Below are 15,179 nucleotides of genomic sequence, written 5' to 3'. Positions count from 1 at the left end.
AACTCCTCGAACCTTATGGATTAACGCAGCATGCCGCTGCCGTAACCCTTCAGGTTGGCTTTCTTCATCAGGGATTCGTACTGGTGGGAAACGAGGTGCGATTGTACTTGCGACATAAAGTCCATAACAACCACGACCACGATCAGCAACGAGGTCCCGCCAAGGTAGAACGGAACGTTTGCAGCAACCACCAGGAACTGGGGCAACAGGCAGACGGCCGTCATATATAGAGCACCGAACATGGTCAAACGGGTCAGAACGCCATCAATGTAGCGCGCTGACTGCTCACCTGGACGGATGCCCGGAATAAAGGCACCGGACTTCTTCAGGTTTTCCGCTACGTCTTTCGGATTGAACATCAACGCCGTATAGAAGAAGCAGAAGAAAATAATCCCTGCACTAAACAGCAGAATATTCAACGGCTGACCAGGAGCGATCGACTGCGAGATGTCCTGCAACCAGCCCATACCTTCAGACTGACCGAACCAGGCACCCAACGAAGCCGGAAACAGCAAAATGCTGCTCGCGAAGATAGCAGGAATAACACCGGCCATATTCACTTTCAGCGGCAAGTGGCTGGTCTGCGCAGCAAACACCTTGCGGCCCTGCTGACGCTTGGCGTAGTGAACAGCAATACGACGCTGGCCACGCTCAATGAACACCACAAAACCGATAATCGCTACTGCCAGCAAACCGATCGCAACCAAGGCAAAAATATTGATATCACCTTGACGTGCAGACTCGAAAGACTGCCCGATCGCTCTCGGAAGACCGGCGACGATACCTGCGAAAATCAACATCGAGATACCGTTGCCAACACCACGCTCAGTAATCTGCTCACCCAGCCACATCATGAACATCGCACCAGCCACAAAAGTGGATACCGCGACGAAATGGAAGCCAAAGTCACCAGTGAACGCAACGCCCTGCCCTGCCAGACCGACGGACATGCCGATGGCCTGAACAAGAGCTAGGACGACAGTGCCGTAGCGGGTGTACTGGCTGATCTTGCGACGGCCAGCTTCACCTTCCTTCTTCAACTGCTCCAGCTGCGGGCTGACGGCGGTCATCAGCTGCATGATGATCGATGCCGAAATGTACGGCATGATCCCCAATGCAAAGATGCTCATCCGCTCCAGCGCACCGCCGGAAAACATGTTGAACAAGCTAAGAATGGTCCCCTCATTCTGTCGAAACAGGTCTGCGAGTCGGTCCGGGTTGATACCTGGAACCGGGATGTGTGCGCCTATTCGGTAGACGATAATCGCCAGGAACAGAAAACGCAGTCGAGCCCAGAGTTCAGACATACCGCCTTTGCCGAGCGCAGAGAGAGCACCTTGCTTAGCCATTTATTCCTCGAACTTGCCGCCAGCTGCTTCGATAGCCGCACGCGCACCTTTGGTGGCGGCGATGCCCTTGATGGTCACAGCGCGAGTAACTTCGCCGGACAGCATGATTTTCACACGCTGAACGTTGACGTTGATCACGTTGGCATCCTTCAGGGACTGCACGGTAACGATGTCGCCTTCCACTTTAGCCAGTTCAGACAGACGCACTTCTGCGCGGTCCATGGCCTTCAGGGAAACGAAACCAAACTTCGGCAGGCGACGATGCAGCGGCTGTTGACCGCCTTCAAAGCCTGGAGCAATGGTGCCACCGGAGCGGGAGGTCTGACCTTTGTGACCACGGCCACCAGTCTTACCCAAACCACTACCGATACCACGGCCCGGACGATGCTTTTCGCGACGGGAACCCGGCGCTGGACTCAGATCATTGAGTTTCATCGATTAACCCTCGACACGCAGCATGTAGTAAGCCTTGTTGATCATCCCGCGATTCTCGGGAGTATCCTGGACTTCTACAGTGTGACCGATGCGACGCAGACCCAGACCCTTAACGCACAGTTTGTGGTTAGGGATACGGCCGGTCATGCTTTTGATCAGCGTTACTTTTACGGTAGCCATGATCAGATGATCTCCTGGACACTTTTGCCACGCTTGGCGGCAATGGATTCAGGGGACTGCATTGCTTTCAAACCCTTGAAAGTGGCGTGAACCACGTTTACTGGGTTAGTCGAGCCGTAGCACTTGGCCAAAACGTTCTGAACACCAGCAACTTCGAGAACAGCACGCATAGCGCCGCCAGCGATGATACCGGTACCCTCAGAAGCAGGTTGCATGTACACCTTCGAAGCGCCGTGAGCGGACTTCATTGCGTACTGCAGAGTGGTGCCGTTCAGATCAACTTGGATCATGTTGCGACGAGCAGCTTCCATTGCCTTCTGGATCGCAGCAGGCACTTCACGCGACTTGCCACGGCCGAAGCCAACACGGCCCTTACCATCACCAACCACGGTCAACGCGGTGAAGGTGAAGATACGGCCGCCTTTTACGGTTTTGGCTACGCGGTTAACTTGAACCAGCTTCTCAATGTAGCCTTCGTCGCGCTTTTGGTCGTTATTTGACATAACTTAGAACTCCAGCCCAGCTTCACGAGCAGCATCAGCCAGCGCCTTGACGCGGCCGTGATACTTGAAGCCAGAGCGGTCGAAAGCCACCTGCGAGACGCCAGCGGCTTTAGCACGCGTAGCGACCAGCTGGCCAACCTTAGTGGCCGCGTCGATGTTGCCAGTGGCGCCATCACGCAGTTCTTTATCCAAAGTCGAGGCACTTGCCAGGACTTTGTTGCCGTCGGCCGAAATGACCTGGGCGTAGATGTGCTGCGAAGAGCGGAACACGCAGAGACGCACGACTTCGAGTTCGTGCATTTTCAGGCGTGCTTTGCGAGCGCGACGCAGTCGAGTAACTTTTTTGTCGGTCATTTGCTATGCCCTACTTCTTCTTGGCTTCTTTACGACGGACGACTTCGTCCGCGTAGCGCACACCTTTGCCTTTGTAAGGCTCTGGTGGACGGAAGTCGCGGATCTCAGCGGCCACTTGACCTACCAGCTGCTTATCGATGCCCTTGATCAGGATATCGGTCTGGCTAGGAGTCTCAGCGGTGATGCCTTCCGGCAGTTCGTAATCCACTGGATGCGAGAAGCCGAGGGCCAGATTCAGCACTGTGCCTTTTGCTTGTGCCTTGTAACCAACACCGACCAGCTGGAGCTTACGCTCGAAGCCTTGGCTTACGCCTTGGACCATGTTGTTTACCAGAGCACGAGTGGTACCGGCCATTGCGCGAGTTTGTTGGTCGCCATTGCGAGCAGCAAAACGCAGCTCACCAGCTTCCTCAACAATTTCAACGGACGAGTGTACGTTCAGTTCGAGAGTGCCCTTGGCACCCTTCACCGAAAGCTGTTGGCCGGCGAATTTAACTTCGACACCAGCTGGCAGCTTAACGGGGTTCTTAGCGACGCGAGACATGCTTATCCCCCCTTAGAACACAGTGCAAAGAACTTCGCCGCCGACACCGGCAGCGCGCGCAGCACGATCAGTCATCACACCTTTGTTGGTGGAGACGATAGACACGCCAAGACCGCCACGTACTTTCGGCAGTTCTTCAACGGACTTGTACTGACGCAGGCCTGGACGGCTAACGCGCTTAACTTCCTCGATGACCGGACGGCCTTCGAAGTACTTCAGCTCGATGGACAGCAGAGGTTTGATTTCGCTGCTGATCTGATAACCCGCGATGTAACCTTCGTCCTTCAGGACTTTTGCTACAGCCACCTTCAACGTGGAAGACGGCATGCTTACGACGGACTTTTCAGCCATCTGGGCATTACGGATTCGAGTTAGCATGTCCGCTAACGGGTCCTGCATACTCATGGGCTAGATGCTCCTGATACAAAAAGAATTAGCCTTGCGGCTACAACTGTCGCCGAGAAATTCCGGGCAAAAAACACGGGCTCAGGCGAGCCGGTCATTCTAGACACACCCCAGAAATGAATCAAGCCCCAAAAGGGGCTTGATTCACGTTCAAGGCCACCGATTATCGGCTTCTTGCGAAGCCGCTAATCGCGACTTTGATAGCTATTACCAGCTGGCTTTAACCAGACCTGGCACGTCACCACGCATTGCAGCTTCACGCAGCTTGTTACGGCCCAGGCCGAACTTGCGGTAAACGCCGTGCGGACGACCAGTCAGGCGGCAGCGGTTACGCATGCGCGAAGCGCTTGCATCACGTGGCTGCTTCTGCAGAGCTACAGTAGCTTCCCAACGTGCTTCTGGACTTGCGTTCAGATCCACGATGATAGCTTTCAGCGCTGCACGCTTGGTGGCGTACTTGGCAACGGTGAGCTGACGCTTCAGCTCACGGTTCTTCATGCTCGTCTTGGCCATTTTCCTACTCCAATCAGTTGCGGAACGGGAATTTGAAAGCACGCAGCAGAGCGCGGCCTTCATCATCGTTCTTAGCAGTGGTGGTCAGGGTAATGTCCAGACCGCGGAGAGCATCGATCTTGTCGTAATCGATTTCCGGGAAAATGATCTGCTCTTTCACGCCCATGCTGTAGTTGCCACGACCATCGAAGGACTTGGCATTCAGGCCGCGGAAGTCGCGAACCCGAGGCAGGGAGATCGACAGCAGACGATCCAGGAACTCGTACATACGCTCACGGCGCAGGGTCACTTTGACGCCGATCGGCCATCCTTCGCGGACTTTAAAGCCAGCGATGGATTTACGAGCGTAGGTCACAACGACTTTCTGGCCGGTGATCTTTTCCAGGTCAGCAACAGCATGCTCGATGACTTTTTTGTCGCCGATAGCTTCGCCCAGACCCATGTTCAGGGTGATTTTGGTAACGCGCGGAACTTCCATCACGTTCGAAAGCTTAAGTTCTTCCTTAAGTTTCGGAGCGATTTCCTTCCGGTAAATCTCTTTTAGTCGTGCCATGGTCTTCTACCTAGCAGTGTTCAAGCATCAACCGCTTTTTGGGTCGACTTGAAGACACGAATTTTTTTGCCGTCTTCTACTTTGAAACCAACGCGGTCAGCCTTGTTGGTTTCGCCGTTGAAAATGGCGACGTTGGAAGCGTGCAGTGGCGCTTCTTTCTCGACGATACCGCCCTGTACGCCCGACATCGGGTTAGGCTTGGTATGACGCTTGACCAGGTTCAGGCCACCGATGACCAGACGGTCATCAGCCAGAACCTTAAGCACCTTACCGCGCTTACCTTTGTCTTTGCCGGCGATCACGATGATCTCGTCGTCACGACGAATCTTTTGCATGTCGGATCTCCTTACAGCACTTCTGGGGCGAGCGAGACGATCTTCATGAACTTCTCAGTACGAAGTTCACGGGTCACTGGCCCAAAGATACGGGTGCCGATCGGCTCTTGCTTGTTGTTCAACAGAACAGCAGCGTTGCCATCAAAGCGGATGATGGAGCCGTCTGCACGACGAACACCATGGCGAGTGCGGACTACAACAGCAGTCATCACTTGGCCTTTCTTCACCTTACCGCGAGGAATTGCTTCCTTAACGGTAACTTTGATGATGTCACCGATACCAGCGTAACGACGATGGGAGCCACCCAGCACCTTGATGCACATAACGCGGCGAGCGCCGCTGTTATCGGCCACATCGAGCATGGATTGAGTCTGAATCATATAATTTCTCCGACCCCTAGCCCTTAGACTTCCACAGCGCGTTCGAGAACATCAACCAGAGCCCAAGACTTAGTCTTGGCCATCGGACGAGTTTCACGAATAGTGACTTTGTCGCCGATGTGGCACTGATTGGTTTCGTCGTGCGCGTGCAGCTTAGTCGAACGCTTAACGTATTTACCGTAGATAGGGTGCTTAACGCGACGCTCGATCAGAACGGTGATGGTCTTGTCCATCTTGTCGCTGACAACACGGCCAGTCAGCGTACGGACAGTTTTTTCGGCTTCAGCCATGATTACTTACCTGCCTGCTGGTTGAGCACAGTCTTCACGCGAGCGATGTCGCGCTTAACTTGCGAGAGCAGATGCGACTGCCCCAACTGGCCAGTTGCTTTCTGCATACGCAGATTGAACTGGTCGCGCAGCAGGCCGAGCAGTTGCTCGTTCAGCTGCTGTGCGGATTTTTCACGAAGTTCATTCGCTTTCATCACATCACCGTCCGCTTAACAAAGGAGGTGGCGAGCGGCAGCTTTGCAGCAGCCAGGGCGAAAGCCTCACGCGCCAGCTCTTCAGAAACACCCTCGATCTCATACAGGACTTTGCCTGGCTGAATCTGGGCAACCCAGTATTCGACGTTACCCTTACCTTTACCCATCCGAACTTCGAGTGGCTTTTTGGAAATAGGCTTGTCCGGGAATACACGGATCCAGATCTTGCCGCCACGTTTCACGTGACGGGTCAGAGCACGACGCGCTGACTCGATCTGACGAGCGGTGAGACGACCACGAGCTACAGACTTCAGCGCATACTCGCCGAAGCTGACTTTGCTACCGCGCAATGCCAGACCACGGTTGTGGCCGGTCATTTGCTTGCGGAACTTCGTACGCTTTGGTTGCAACATTTGGCGTACCCCTTACTTAGCAGCTTTTTTACGAGGCGCTGGTGCTTGTGGCTTCAGCTCTTCTTGGCGACCACCAATTACTTCGCCTTTGAAGATCCAAACCTTTACACCGATCACACCGTAAGTGGTGTGAGCTTCGTAGTTGGCATAGTCGATGTCGGCACGCAGGGTGTGCAGTGGCACACGACCTTCGCGATACCATTCAGTACGTGCGATTTCAGCACCGCCGAGACGACCGCTCACTTGGATTTTGATGCCTTTGGCACCAATGCGCATGGCGTTCTGTACAGCGCGCTTCATAGCGCGGCGGAACATTACACGACGCTCCAGCTGCTGAGCTACGCTCTGCGCAACCAGCATACCGTCGAGCTCCGGCTTACGGATCTCTTCGATATTGATGTGCACAGGCACACCCATTTGCTTGGTCAGGTCCTGACGCAGCTTCTCAACATCTTCACCTTTCTTCCCGATAACGATACCTGGGCGAGCGGTGTGGATGGTGATGCGTGCAGTTTGGGCCGGACGATGGATATCGATACGGCTTACGGACGCGCTTTTTAGTTTGTCTTGGAGATACTCACGCACCTTCAGATCAGCGAACAAGTAGTCCGCATAAGTCCGACCGTCTGCGTACCAGACGGAGGTGTGCTCCTTGACGATTCCCAGGCGAATGCCAATGGGATGTACTTTCTGACCCATCTCTTCGACTCCGTTACTTGTCAGCAACCTTGACAGTGATATGGCAAGACCGCTTGACGATGCGATCAGCACGGCCTTTGGCACGTGGCATGATGCGCTTCAGCGAACGCCCTTCGTTGACGAAAACGGTGGAGACCTTCAGGTCATCAACGTCTGCGCCTTCGTTATGCTCGGCGTTGGCTACGGCCGACTCCAGCACTTTCTTCATGATCTCGGCGGCTTTCTTACTGCTGAAAGCCAACAGGTTGAGCGCTTCGCCCACCTTCTTCCCGCGGATCTGGTCGGCGACCAAGCGGGCTTTCTGGGCGGAGATTCGAGCGCCCGACAACTTAGCGGCTACTTCCATCGTTCCTTACCCCTTAACGCTTGGCTTTCTTGTCAGCCACGTGCCCGCGATATGTACGGGTACCGGCGAACTCGCCCAGTTTGTGGCCGACCATGTCTTCGTTCACGAGAACTGGAACATGTTGACGACCGTTATGCACAGCAATGGTCAGACCGACCATTTGTGGCAGGATCATAGAACGGCGCGACCAGGTCTTAACTGGTTTGCGATCGTTCTTTTCCGCCGCCACTTCGATCTTCTTCAGTAGGTGAAGATCAATAAAAGGACCTTTTTTCAGAGAACGTGGCACTGTCGTATCCCTCTATTTACTTGCGACGACGGACGATCATTTTGTCGGTACGCTTATTACCACGAGTCTTCGCGCCCTTAGTCGGGAAGCCCCATGGCGATACCGGATGACGACCACCAGAGGTACGACCTTCACCACCACCATGTGGGTGGTCAACCGGGTTCATGGCAACACCACGAACGGTTGGGCGAACGCCACGCCAGCGTTTGGCACCAGCTTTACCCAGCGAACGCAGGCTGTGCTCGGAGTTCGAGACTTCACCCAAGGTCGCGCGGCATTCAGCCAGCACTTTACGCATCTCACCAGAACGCAGACGCAGGGTCACGTAGACACCTTCACGAGCGACCAGCTGAGCCGAAGCACCAGCCGAACGAGCGATTTGCGCGCCTTTACCTGGCTTCAGTTCGATGCCGTGTACGGTGCTACCAACTGGAATATTACGCAGCTGCAGAGCGTTGCCCGGCTTGATCGGTGCCAGAGCACCTGCGATCAGCTGGTCGCCAGCGCTCACGCCTTTAGGGGCGATGATGTAGCGACGCTCGCCATCTGCGTACAGCAGCAGAGCGATGTGAGCAGTACGGTTTGGATCGTATTCGATACGCTCGACAGTGGCAGAGATGCCATCTTTGTCGTTGCGACGGAAGTCGACCAGACGGTAATGCTGCTTATGACCACCACCGATGTGACGAGTGGTAATACGGCCATTGTTGTTACGACCACCAGACTTCGATTTCTTCTCGAGCAGCGGTGCGTGAGGAGCGCCTTTATGCAGCTCCTGGTTGACCACCTTGACCACAAAACGGCGGCCAGGGGAAGTCGGTTTGCATTTAACGATTGCCATGATGCACCCCTTCCTTACTCAGCACTGCTGCTGAAATCGAGATCTTGGCCTGGCTGAAGGGAGATAACTGCCTTCTTCCAGTCATTACGCTTGCCCAGACCGCGAGCGGTACGCTTGCTCTTACCCAGAACATTCAGGGTAGTAACACGTTCCACTTTCACGCTGAACAGGCTTTCGACGGCCTTCTTGATTTCCAGCTTGGTTGCATCAGTAGCAACCTTGAAAACGAACTGGCCTTTCTTGTCTGCCAGAACCGTAGCCTTCTCGGAAACGTGCGGGCCAAGCAGAACTTTAAATACGCGTTCCTGGTTCATCCCAGCAGCTCCTCGAATTTCTTCACGGCCGACACAGTGATCAACACTTTGTCGTATGCGATCAGACTAACTGGATCGGAACCCTGCACGTCGCGTACATCAACGTGTGGCAGGTTACGAGCAGCCAGGTACAGGTTCTGATCAACAGCGTCCGACACGATCAGAACGTCGGTCAGGCTCATGTTGTTCAGCTTGCCCAGCAGATCTTTGGTTTTCGGAGTTTCAACAGCGAAATCCTGAACCACGACCAGGCGATCAGTACGTACCAGCTCAGCGAGGATGGAACGCATTGCTGCGCGATACATCTTCTTGTTGAGCTTCTGCGAGTGATCCTGTGGACGAGCTGCGAAAGTGGTACCGCCGCCACGCCAGATTGGGCTACGGATAGTACCGGCACGAGCACGGCCAGTACCTTTCTGACGCCAAGGGCGCTTACCGCCACCACGAACGTCGGAACGGGTCTTTTGCTGCTTGCTACCTTGACGGCCGCCGGCCATGTAGGCCACGACTGCTTGGTGAACCAGCGTCTCGTTGAATTCGCCGCCAAATGTCAGTTCGGAAACTTCGATCGCTTGAGCGTCATTTACATTTAATTGCATGTCAGCTTCCCCTTAACCGCGAGCCTTGGCCGCCGGACGTACAACCAGGTTGCCGCCAGTAGCGCCAGGAACAGCACCCTTGACCAACAACAGATTGCGTTCAGCGTCGACGCGCACTACTTCGAGGGACTGCACGGTCACGCGCTCAGCGCCCATATGACCGGACATTTTTTTGCCCTTGAATACACGACCAGGAGTCTGGCACTGGCCAATAGAGCCCGGGACGCGGTGGGAAACGGAGTTACCGTGAGTGTTGTCTTGGCCACGGAAATTCCAACGCTTGATCGTACCCTGGAAGCCTTTACCTTTGGACTGACCGGTTACATCAACCAGCTGACCAGCGGCGAAGATTTCAGCGTTGATCAGATCGCCTGCCTGGTACTCGCCTTCTTCAAGACGGAATTCCATAACAGTACGACCAGCTGCAACGTTGGCTTTAGCGAAGTGACCTGCTTGAGCAGCAGTCACACGCGAAGCACGACGCTCACCTACAGTGACTTGCACTGCACGATAGCCATCGGTTTCTTCAGTTTTGAACTGGGTGACGCGATTCGGCTCGATCTCAATGACCGTGACCGGAATGGAGACACCTTCTTCGGTGAAAATACGGGTCATACCGCATTTACGACCGACTACACCAATAGTCATGTTGTAAACCTCATGAGTGTACGGGGCTTTCACCCGCTATGGCCGCCCATTTCAGAGCGTTACACGACTAAGACCGAGTCTTAGCCGAGGCTGATCTGCACTTCCACACCTGCCGCAAGATCAAGCTTCATAAGTGCATCAACGGTTTTATCCGTTGGCTGGACGATGTCCAGTACGCGCTTATGAGTGCGGATCTCGTACTGGTCACGCGCGTCTTTGTTGACGTGCGGGGAGACCAGAACGGTGAACCGCTCTTTACGGGTAGGCAGTGGAATTGGACCACGCACTTGAGCACCAGTACGTTTCGCGGTTTCCACGATTTCCTGGGTGGATTGGTCGATCAGGCGATGGTCAAAAGCCTTCAACCTGATACGGATTTGCTGATTTTGCATTGGATTTCAGACTCCAGGCTGCTATTCCCACCGGACGCAATACGCCCGTTAAAAGGAGGCGCAATTCTATAGACGGCCCCACAGAGTGTCAACCCAATAAAAAAGCCCCCGCAAGCGGGGGCCTCTTTATGAGTCGTCGATTACTCGATGACTTTGGCTACGACGCCAGCGCCGACGGTACGACCGCCTTCACGAATAGCGAAACGCAGACCATCTTCCATCGCGATGGTTTTGATCAGGGTAACAACCATTTGGATGTTATCACCTGGCATTACCATTTCAACGCCTTCTGGCAGCTCGCAGTTACCAGTCACGTCAGTAGTACGGAAGTAGAACTGTGGACGGTAGCCTTTGAAGAACGGAGTATGACGACCGCCTTCTTCTTTGCTCAGAACATATACTTCTGCGGTGAACTTGGTGTGCGGCTTAACGGTGCCTGGCTTAACCAGAACCTGGCCACGCTCAACATCGTCACGCTTGGTGCCGCGCAGCAGTACGCCGCAGTTCTCGCCAGCACGACCTTCGTCAAGCAGCTTGCGGAACATCTCAACGCCGGTGCAGGTAGTTTTCTGAGTATCGCGCAGACCAACGATCTCAACTTCTTCCTGAATGCGAACAACGCCACGCTCAACACGACCAGTCACAACAGTACCGCGACCCGAGATCGAGAATACGTCTTCGATTGGCATCAGGAACGGCTTGTCGATTGCACGCTCTGGCTCTGGGATGTAGGTGTCCAGAGTCTCTACCAGACGCTTAACAGCGGTGGTACCCATTTCGTTGTCGTCTTGGCCGTTCAGAGCCATCAGAGCCGAACCGATGATGATTGGAGTGTCATCACCTGGGAAGTCGTAAGTGCTCAGCAGGTCGCGAACTTCCATCTCAACCAGTTCCAGCAGCTCAGCGTCGTCAACCATGTCAGCCTTGTTCAGGAAGACAACGATGTACGGAACGCCTACCTGACGGGACAGCAGGATGTGCTCACGAGTCTGTGGCATCGGACCATCAGCGGCCGAGCAAACCAGGATCGCACCATCCATCTGGGCAGCACCGGTGATCATGTTTTTTACGTAGTCGGCGTGACCTGGGCAGTCAACGTGCGCGTAGTGACGCACGGCCGAATCGTATTCAACGTGAGAAGTGTTGATGGTGATACCACGAGCTTTCTCTTCCGGGGCGCTATCGATCTTGTCGAAGTCAACCTTGGCCGAACCGAAAACTTCGGAACAAACGCGAGTCAGAGCAGCAGTCAGAGTGGTTTTACCGTGGTCAACGTGACCGATGGTGCCAACGTTGACGTGCGGTTTTTTACGTTCAAATTTTTCTTTAGCCACGACAATTAACTCCTAGCCTAAAGGGGAGACTGAATCAGCCTTGTTTTTTAACGAGAGCTTCGACGATGTTCGACGGAGCTTCGGCGTATTTGGAGAATTCCATGGAGTAGCTCGCGCGACCCTGAGACATGGAACGAACGTCAGTTGCATAACCGAACATTTCACCCAGCGGCACTTCAGCACGGATAACCTTGCCGGACACCGAGTCATCCATACCCTGAATCAGACCACGACGACGGTTCAGGTCACCCATCACGTCACCCATGTAGTCCTCTGGGGTTACTACTTCAACCTTCATGATCGGCTCAAGCACAACACCGCCACCCTTCTGGGCCAGCTGCTTGGTCGCCATGGAGGCTGCCACCTTGAACGCCATCTCGTTGGAGTCGACGTCATGGTAGGAACCATCGAACACGGTAGCCTTCAGGCCGATCAGCGGATAACCGGCAACGATGCCGTTCTTCATCTGCTCTTCGATACCCTTCTGGATAGCCGGGATGTATTCCTTAGGAACCACACCACCAACAACTTCGTTGGTGAAGACCAGACCTTCGGTGATGTTGCCGTTCGCATCGACGTCCGGCTCCGAGAAACGGATCCAGCAGTGACCGAATTGACCGCGACCGCCAGATTGACGAACGAACTTGCCTTCGATCTCAATGTTGCTCTTGCTGATCTTCTCGCGGTACGAAACCTGCGGCTTACCGATGTTGGCCTCAACGTTGAATTCACGACGCATACGATCAACAAGGATATCCAGGTGCAGCTCGCCCATACCAGAGATGATGGTCTGACCAGTCTCTTCGTCGGTCTTGACGCGGAACGACGGGTCTTCCTGAGCCAGCTTGCCCAGTGCGATACCCATCTTTTCCTGGTCCTGCTTGGTTTTCGGCTCTACCGCTACCGAAATCACAGGCTCAGGGAAGTCCATACGCTCAAGAATGATCTGCTTGTCGAGATCGCACAGAGTGTCACCAGTGGTGACGTCCTTCATGCCGATCAGGGCAGCGATGTCGCCTGCACGTACTTCCTTGATCTCTTCACGCTGGTTGGCGTGCATCTGCACCATACGACCAACGCGCTCTTTCTTGCCCTTGACCGAGTTGATCACGGAGTCGCCCGAGCTCAGGAAGCCCGAGTAAACGCGCACGAAAGTCAGAGTACCAACGAACGGGTCAGTAGCGATCTTGAATGCCAGAGCCGAGAACGGTTCCGAATCGTCAGCATGACGCTCGTCGTAATCCGCTTCTACCAGCTCTTCCTTCGGCTTCTCGATGAGATCCGGGTGGATACCTTTGATCGCTGGGATCTCGGTAGGAGCAGGCAGGAAGTCGATAACGGCGTCGAGAACCAGGGGAACACCCTTGTTCTTGAACGAAGAACCGCAGACAGCCGGAACGATCTCGCTAGCCAGGGTGCGCGCACGCAGGCCGGCCTTGATCTCTTCGACAGTCAGGTCACCTTCTTCAAGGTACTTGTTCATCAGCTCTTCGTTGGCTTCAGCAGCAGCTTCAACCATGTTGGAGCGCCACTCGTTAGCCAGGTCCAGCATATCGGCAGGAATTTCTTCCTCGCGATAAGTAGTACCTTTGTCGTCGTCGTTCCAGTAGATAGCCTTCATCTTGATCAGATCAACCTGACCTTCGAAGTTATCTTCAGAGCCGATAGCCAGCTGAACAGGAACCGGGGTGTGACCCAGACGGTTCTTGATCTGACCAACAACGCGCAGGAAGTTAGCACCAGCACGGTCCATCTTGTTCACGTAAACAATACGTGGAACGCCGTATTTGTTGGCTTGACGCCATACGGTTTCAGACTGAGGCTCAACACCGGAAGTACCGCAGAACACAACGACCGCACCGTCGAGTACGCGCAGCGAACGCTCTACTTCAATGGTGAAGTCAACGTGGCCCGGGGTATCGATAACGTTTACACGATAGTTATCGAATTGGCCGCGCGAACCCTTCCAGAAAGTAGTTACAGCAGCGGAGGTAATGGTAATACCACGCTCCTGCTCCTGCACCATCCAGTCTGTGGTAGCAGCGCCGTCATGCACCTCACCCATCTTATGGCTGAGACCTGTGTAAAACAGGATCCGCTCGGTAGTGGTAGTCTTGCCCGCGTCAACGTGGGCACAGATACCAATGTTACGGTAGCGGTTGATTGCTGTAGTACGAGCCATAAAGCCCTCGCAAATTGAATGATGCTGATATTAGAAGCGGTAGTGCGAGAAAGCCTTGTTGGCTTCAGCCATACGGTGTACGTCTTCACGCTTCTTAACTGCAGCACCCTTGCCTTCGGCAGCGTCCAGCAGTTCGCCAGCCAAACGCAGAGCCATAGACTTCTCACCGCGCTTGCGCGCGAAGTCTACCAACCAGCGCATTGCCAGAGCATTACGACGGGACGGACGAACTTCGACCGGAACCTGGTAAGTAGCACCGCCTACACGGCGCGACTTCACTTCGACCAGCGGAGCGATGGCGTCGAGAGCTTTCTCGAAGATTTCCAGGGGATCGCTGTTCTTGCGTTCCTTAACTTTTTCCAGCGCACCATAAACGATACGTTCGGCAACGGCTTTCTTGCCGCTTTCCATTACGTGGTTCATGAATTTTGCGAGGATCTGGCTTCCGTATTTCGGATCGTCCAGAATCTCACGCTTGGCTGCTACGCGACGTCTTGGCATTGATAAGCCCTCAAACGGTCTTCAGGTTAGCTCGGGACAGTTGATCCAATGGACGCGTGCCCGACCTTACTCTTATCGACTCAATATAATTAAAAACTGCAAAACGGCCGATTACTTCGGACGCTTGGTACCGTACTTCGAACGACCTTGGTTACGACCTTTAACGCCGGAAGTATCCAGGGAGCCGCGAACGGTGTGGTAACGAACACCTGGCAAGTCTTTTACACGGCCGCCACGAATCAGTACGACGCTGTGCTCTTGCAGGTTGTGGCCTTCACCGCCGATGTACGAGGAAACCTCGAAACCGTTGGTCAGGCGCACACGGCATACTTTACGCAGTGCCGAGTTAGGTTTTTTCGGCGTAGTGGTATACACGCGAGTGCACACGCCACGACGTTGCGGGCAGTTCTGCAGCGCAGGCACGTCGGATTTCTCGACGATACGCTTACGCGGCTGACGTACCAGCTGGTTGATAGTTGCCATCTACTAGCTCCACTGTTGTCTTGCGACGCTATTGTCTTGCAAGAAAAGCAAAATGGCAGGAACGAATTCCCGCCAAATTTAGGGGTACAAGAGTCTAAAGAGG

Annotated in this window: 26 protein-coding genes; all 26 read right to left on the bottom strand. The window is 54.4% G+C overall.

Translation table 11 applies throughout. The annotated features are described in order from the left end of the window. Window positions 1–20: 20 nt before the first annotated feature. The 26 genes from secY to rpsL all read right to left on the bottom strand — a co-directional run bounded on the left by secY (window position 21) and on the right by rpsL (window position 15,076). A complete protein-coding gene (gene secY, locus GV818_RS11190; RefSeq protein WP_007924182.1) occupies window positions 21–1,349 on the bottom strand; it encodes a preprotein translocase subunit SecY in 1,329 nt (442 codons plus the stop codon). After that, on the bottom strand, window positions 1,350–1,784 hold the full coding sequence (gene rplO / locus GV818_RS11185; protein WP_025129399.1) for a 50S ribosomal protein L15: 435 nt from the start codon (window positions 1,782–1,784) through the stop codon (window positions 1,350–1,352). A gap of 3 nt (window positions 1,785–1,787) precedes the next feature. Next, a complete protein-coding gene (gene rpmD, locus GV818_RS11180) occupies window positions 1,788–1,964 on the bottom strand; it encodes a 50S ribosomal protein L30 (RefSeq protein WP_003176408.1) in 177 nt (58 codons plus the stop codon). Window positions 1,965–1,966: 2 nt separating this feature from the next. Then, on the bottom strand, window positions 1,967–2,467 hold the full coding sequence (gene rpsE / locus GV818_RS11175; RefSeq protein ID WP_007924184.1) for a 30S ribosomal protein S5: 501 nt from the start codon (window positions 2,465–2,467) through the stop codon (window positions 1,967–1,969). A gap of 3 nt (window positions 2,468–2,470) precedes the next feature. Beyond that, the gene (gene rplR, locus GV818_RS11170; RefSeq protein WP_003186037.1) at window positions 2,471–2,821 is read right to left on the bottom strand and encodes a 50S ribosomal protein L18; all 351 of its coding nucleotides are present in this window, start codon (window positions 2,819–2,821) and stop codon (window positions 2,471–2,473) included. A 10-nt stretch (window positions 2,822–2,831) separates the two neighbouring features. After that, a complete protein-coding gene (rplF, locus tag GV818_RS11165) occupies window positions 2,832–3,365 on the bottom strand; it encodes a 50S ribosomal protein L6 (protein ID WP_025129400.1) in 534 nt (177 codons plus the stop codon). A gap of 12 nt (window positions 3,366–3,377) precedes the next feature. Beyond that, window positions 3,378–3,770 (bottom strand): 30S ribosomal protein S8, encoded by a 393-nt coding sequence (rpsH, locus tag GV818_RS11160; protein WP_011063773.1) that lies wholly within the window; start codon window positions 3,768–3,770, stop codon window positions 3,378–3,380. Between the two features lie 207 nt (window positions 3,771–3,977). Continuing rightward, entirely contained in the window at window positions 3,978–4,283 is a 306-nt protein-coding gene (rpsN, locus tag GV818_RS11155) for a 30S ribosomal protein S14 (RefSeq protein WP_161756627.1), read from the bottom strand. 13 nt (window positions 4,284–4,296) lie between these two features. After that, on the bottom strand, window positions 4,297–4,836 hold the full coding sequence (rplE, locus tag GV818_RS11150) for a 50S ribosomal protein L5 (protein ID WP_003210069.1): 540 nt from the start codon (window positions 4,834–4,836) through the stop codon (window positions 4,297–4,299). A 20-nt stretch (window positions 4,837–4,856) separates the two neighbouring features. Next, window positions 4,857–5,171 carry a 50S ribosomal protein L24 gene (gene rplX / locus GV818_RS11145; RefSeq protein ID WP_071553151.1) on the bottom strand — a complete coding sequence of 105 codons (315 nt, stop codon included), beginning with the start codon at window positions 5,169–5,171 and terminating at the stop codon, window positions 4,857–4,859. Window positions 5,172–5,182: 11 nt separating this feature from the next. Then, window positions 5,183–5,551, bottom strand: a complete 369-nt coding sequence (rplN, locus tag GV818_RS11140) for a 50S ribosomal protein L14 (RefSeq protein WP_002555479.1) — start codon at window positions 5,549–5,551, stop codon at window positions 5,183–5,185. A 23-nt stretch (window positions 5,552–5,574) separates the two neighbouring features. Next, entirely contained in the window at window positions 5,575–5,841 is a 267-nt protein-coding gene (gene rpsQ / locus GV818_RS11135) for a 30S ribosomal protein S17 (RefSeq protein ID WP_003194644.1), read from the bottom strand. A gap of 2 nt (window positions 5,842–5,843) precedes the next feature. Continuing rightward, on the bottom strand, window positions 5,844–6,035 hold the full coding sequence (gene rpmC, locus GV818_RS11130; RefSeq protein ID WP_002555481.1) for a 50S ribosomal protein L29: 192 nt from the start codon (window positions 6,033–6,035) through the stop codon (window positions 5,844–5,846). Beyond that, entirely contained in the window at window positions 6,035–6,448 is a 414-nt protein-coding gene (gene rplP, locus GV818_RS11125) for a 50S ribosomal protein L16 (protein WP_019409905.1), read from the bottom strand. Before rplP ends, rpmC begins: the two co-directional genes overlap by 1 nt. A gap of 12 nt (window positions 6,449–6,460) precedes the next feature. Then, on the bottom strand, window positions 6,461–7,147 hold the full coding sequence (gene rpsC / locus GV818_RS11120) for a 30S ribosomal protein S3 (protein ID WP_003176422.1): 687 nt from the start codon (window positions 7,145–7,147) through the stop codon (window positions 6,461–6,463). Window positions 7,148–7,160: 13 nt separating this feature from the next. After that, window positions 7,161–7,493, bottom strand: a complete 333-nt coding sequence (rplV, locus tag GV818_RS11115; protein WP_003103908.1) for a 50S ribosomal protein L22 — start codon at window positions 7,491–7,493, stop codon at window positions 7,161–7,163. A 13-nt stretch (window positions 7,494–7,506) separates the two neighbouring features. Further along, window positions 7,507–7,782: a 30S ribosomal protein S19 gene (gene rpsS / locus GV818_RS11110; protein WP_002555486.1), complete on the bottom strand. Its 276-nt coding sequence runs from the start codon at window positions 7,780–7,782 to the stop codon at window positions 7,507–7,509. A gap of 16 nt (window positions 7,783–7,798) precedes the next feature. After that, window positions 7,799–8,623 (bottom strand): 50S ribosomal protein L2, encoded by an 825-nt coding sequence (gene rplB / locus GV818_RS11105; protein ID WP_161756628.1) that lies wholly within the window; start codon window positions 8,621–8,623, stop codon window positions 7,799–7,801. A gap of 14 nt (window positions 8,624–8,637) precedes the next feature. Next, complete coding sequence (gene rplW, locus GV818_RS11100; protein WP_002555488.1) at window positions 8,638–8,937, bottom strand: 50S ribosomal protein L23; 300 nt, start codon at window positions 8,935–8,937, stop codon at window positions 8,638–8,640. Further along, window positions 8,934–9,536 (bottom strand): 50S ribosomal protein L4, encoded by a 603-nt coding sequence (rplD, locus tag GV818_RS11095; RefSeq protein WP_003228735.1) that lies wholly within the window; start codon window positions 9,534–9,536, stop codon window positions 8,934–8,936. Before rplD ends, rplW begins: the two co-directional genes overlap by 4 nt. A gap of 12 nt (window positions 9,537–9,548) precedes the next feature. Next, window positions 9,549–10,184, bottom strand: a complete 636-nt coding sequence (gene rplC / locus GV818_RS11090) for a 50S ribosomal protein L3 (protein WP_003186059.1) — start codon at window positions 10,182–10,184, stop codon at window positions 9,549–9,551. A gap of 80 nt (window positions 10,185–10,264) precedes the next feature. After that, window positions 10,265–10,576 carry a 30S ribosomal protein S10 gene (rpsJ, locus tag GV818_RS11085; RefSeq protein WP_003186070.1) on the bottom strand — a complete coding sequence of 104 codons (312 nt, stop codon included), beginning with the start codon at window positions 10,574–10,576 and terminating at the stop codon, window positions 10,265–10,267. Window positions 10,577–10,716: 140 nt separating this feature from the next. Then, window positions 10,717–11,910 carry an elongation factor Tu gene (gene tuf / locus GV818_RS11080; RefSeq protein ID WP_161756629.1) on the bottom strand — a complete coding sequence of 398 codons (1,194 nt, stop codon included), beginning with the start codon at window positions 11,908–11,910 and terminating at the stop codon, window positions 10,717–10,719. Between the two features lie 34 nt (window positions 11,911–11,944). Then, window positions 11,945–14,092, bottom strand: coding sequence for an elongation factor G (fusA, locus tag GV818_RS11075; RefSeq protein ID WP_161756630.1), 2,148 nt, complete (start codon window positions 14,090–14,092; stop codon window positions 11,945–11,947). Window positions 14,093–14,122: 30 nt separating this feature from the next. Next, window positions 14,123–14,593, bottom strand: coding sequence for a 30S ribosomal protein S7 (gene rpsG, locus GV818_RS11070; RefSeq protein WP_007925959.1), 471 nt, complete (start codon window positions 14,591–14,593; stop codon window positions 14,123–14,125). 111 nt (window positions 14,594–14,704) lie between these two features. Continuing rightward, window positions 14,705–15,076 (bottom strand): 30S ribosomal protein S12, encoded by a 372-nt coding sequence (gene rpsL, locus GV818_RS11065; RefSeq protein ID WP_003186084.1) that lies wholly within the window; start codon window positions 15,074–15,076, stop codon window positions 14,705–14,707. Window positions 15,077–15,179: the final 103 nt, after the last annotated feature.

Origin of the sequence: Pseudomonas sp. Fl4BN1 (genome assembly GCF_009908285.1) — a bacterium.
Taxonomy (GTDB): Bacteria; Pseudomonadota; Gammaproteobacteria; order Pseudomonadales; family Pseudomonadaceae; genus Aquipseudomonas.
The sequence above is the reverse complement of the archived record's forward strand: the minus strand, read 5'-3'. Positions and strand labels throughout refer to the sequence as shown.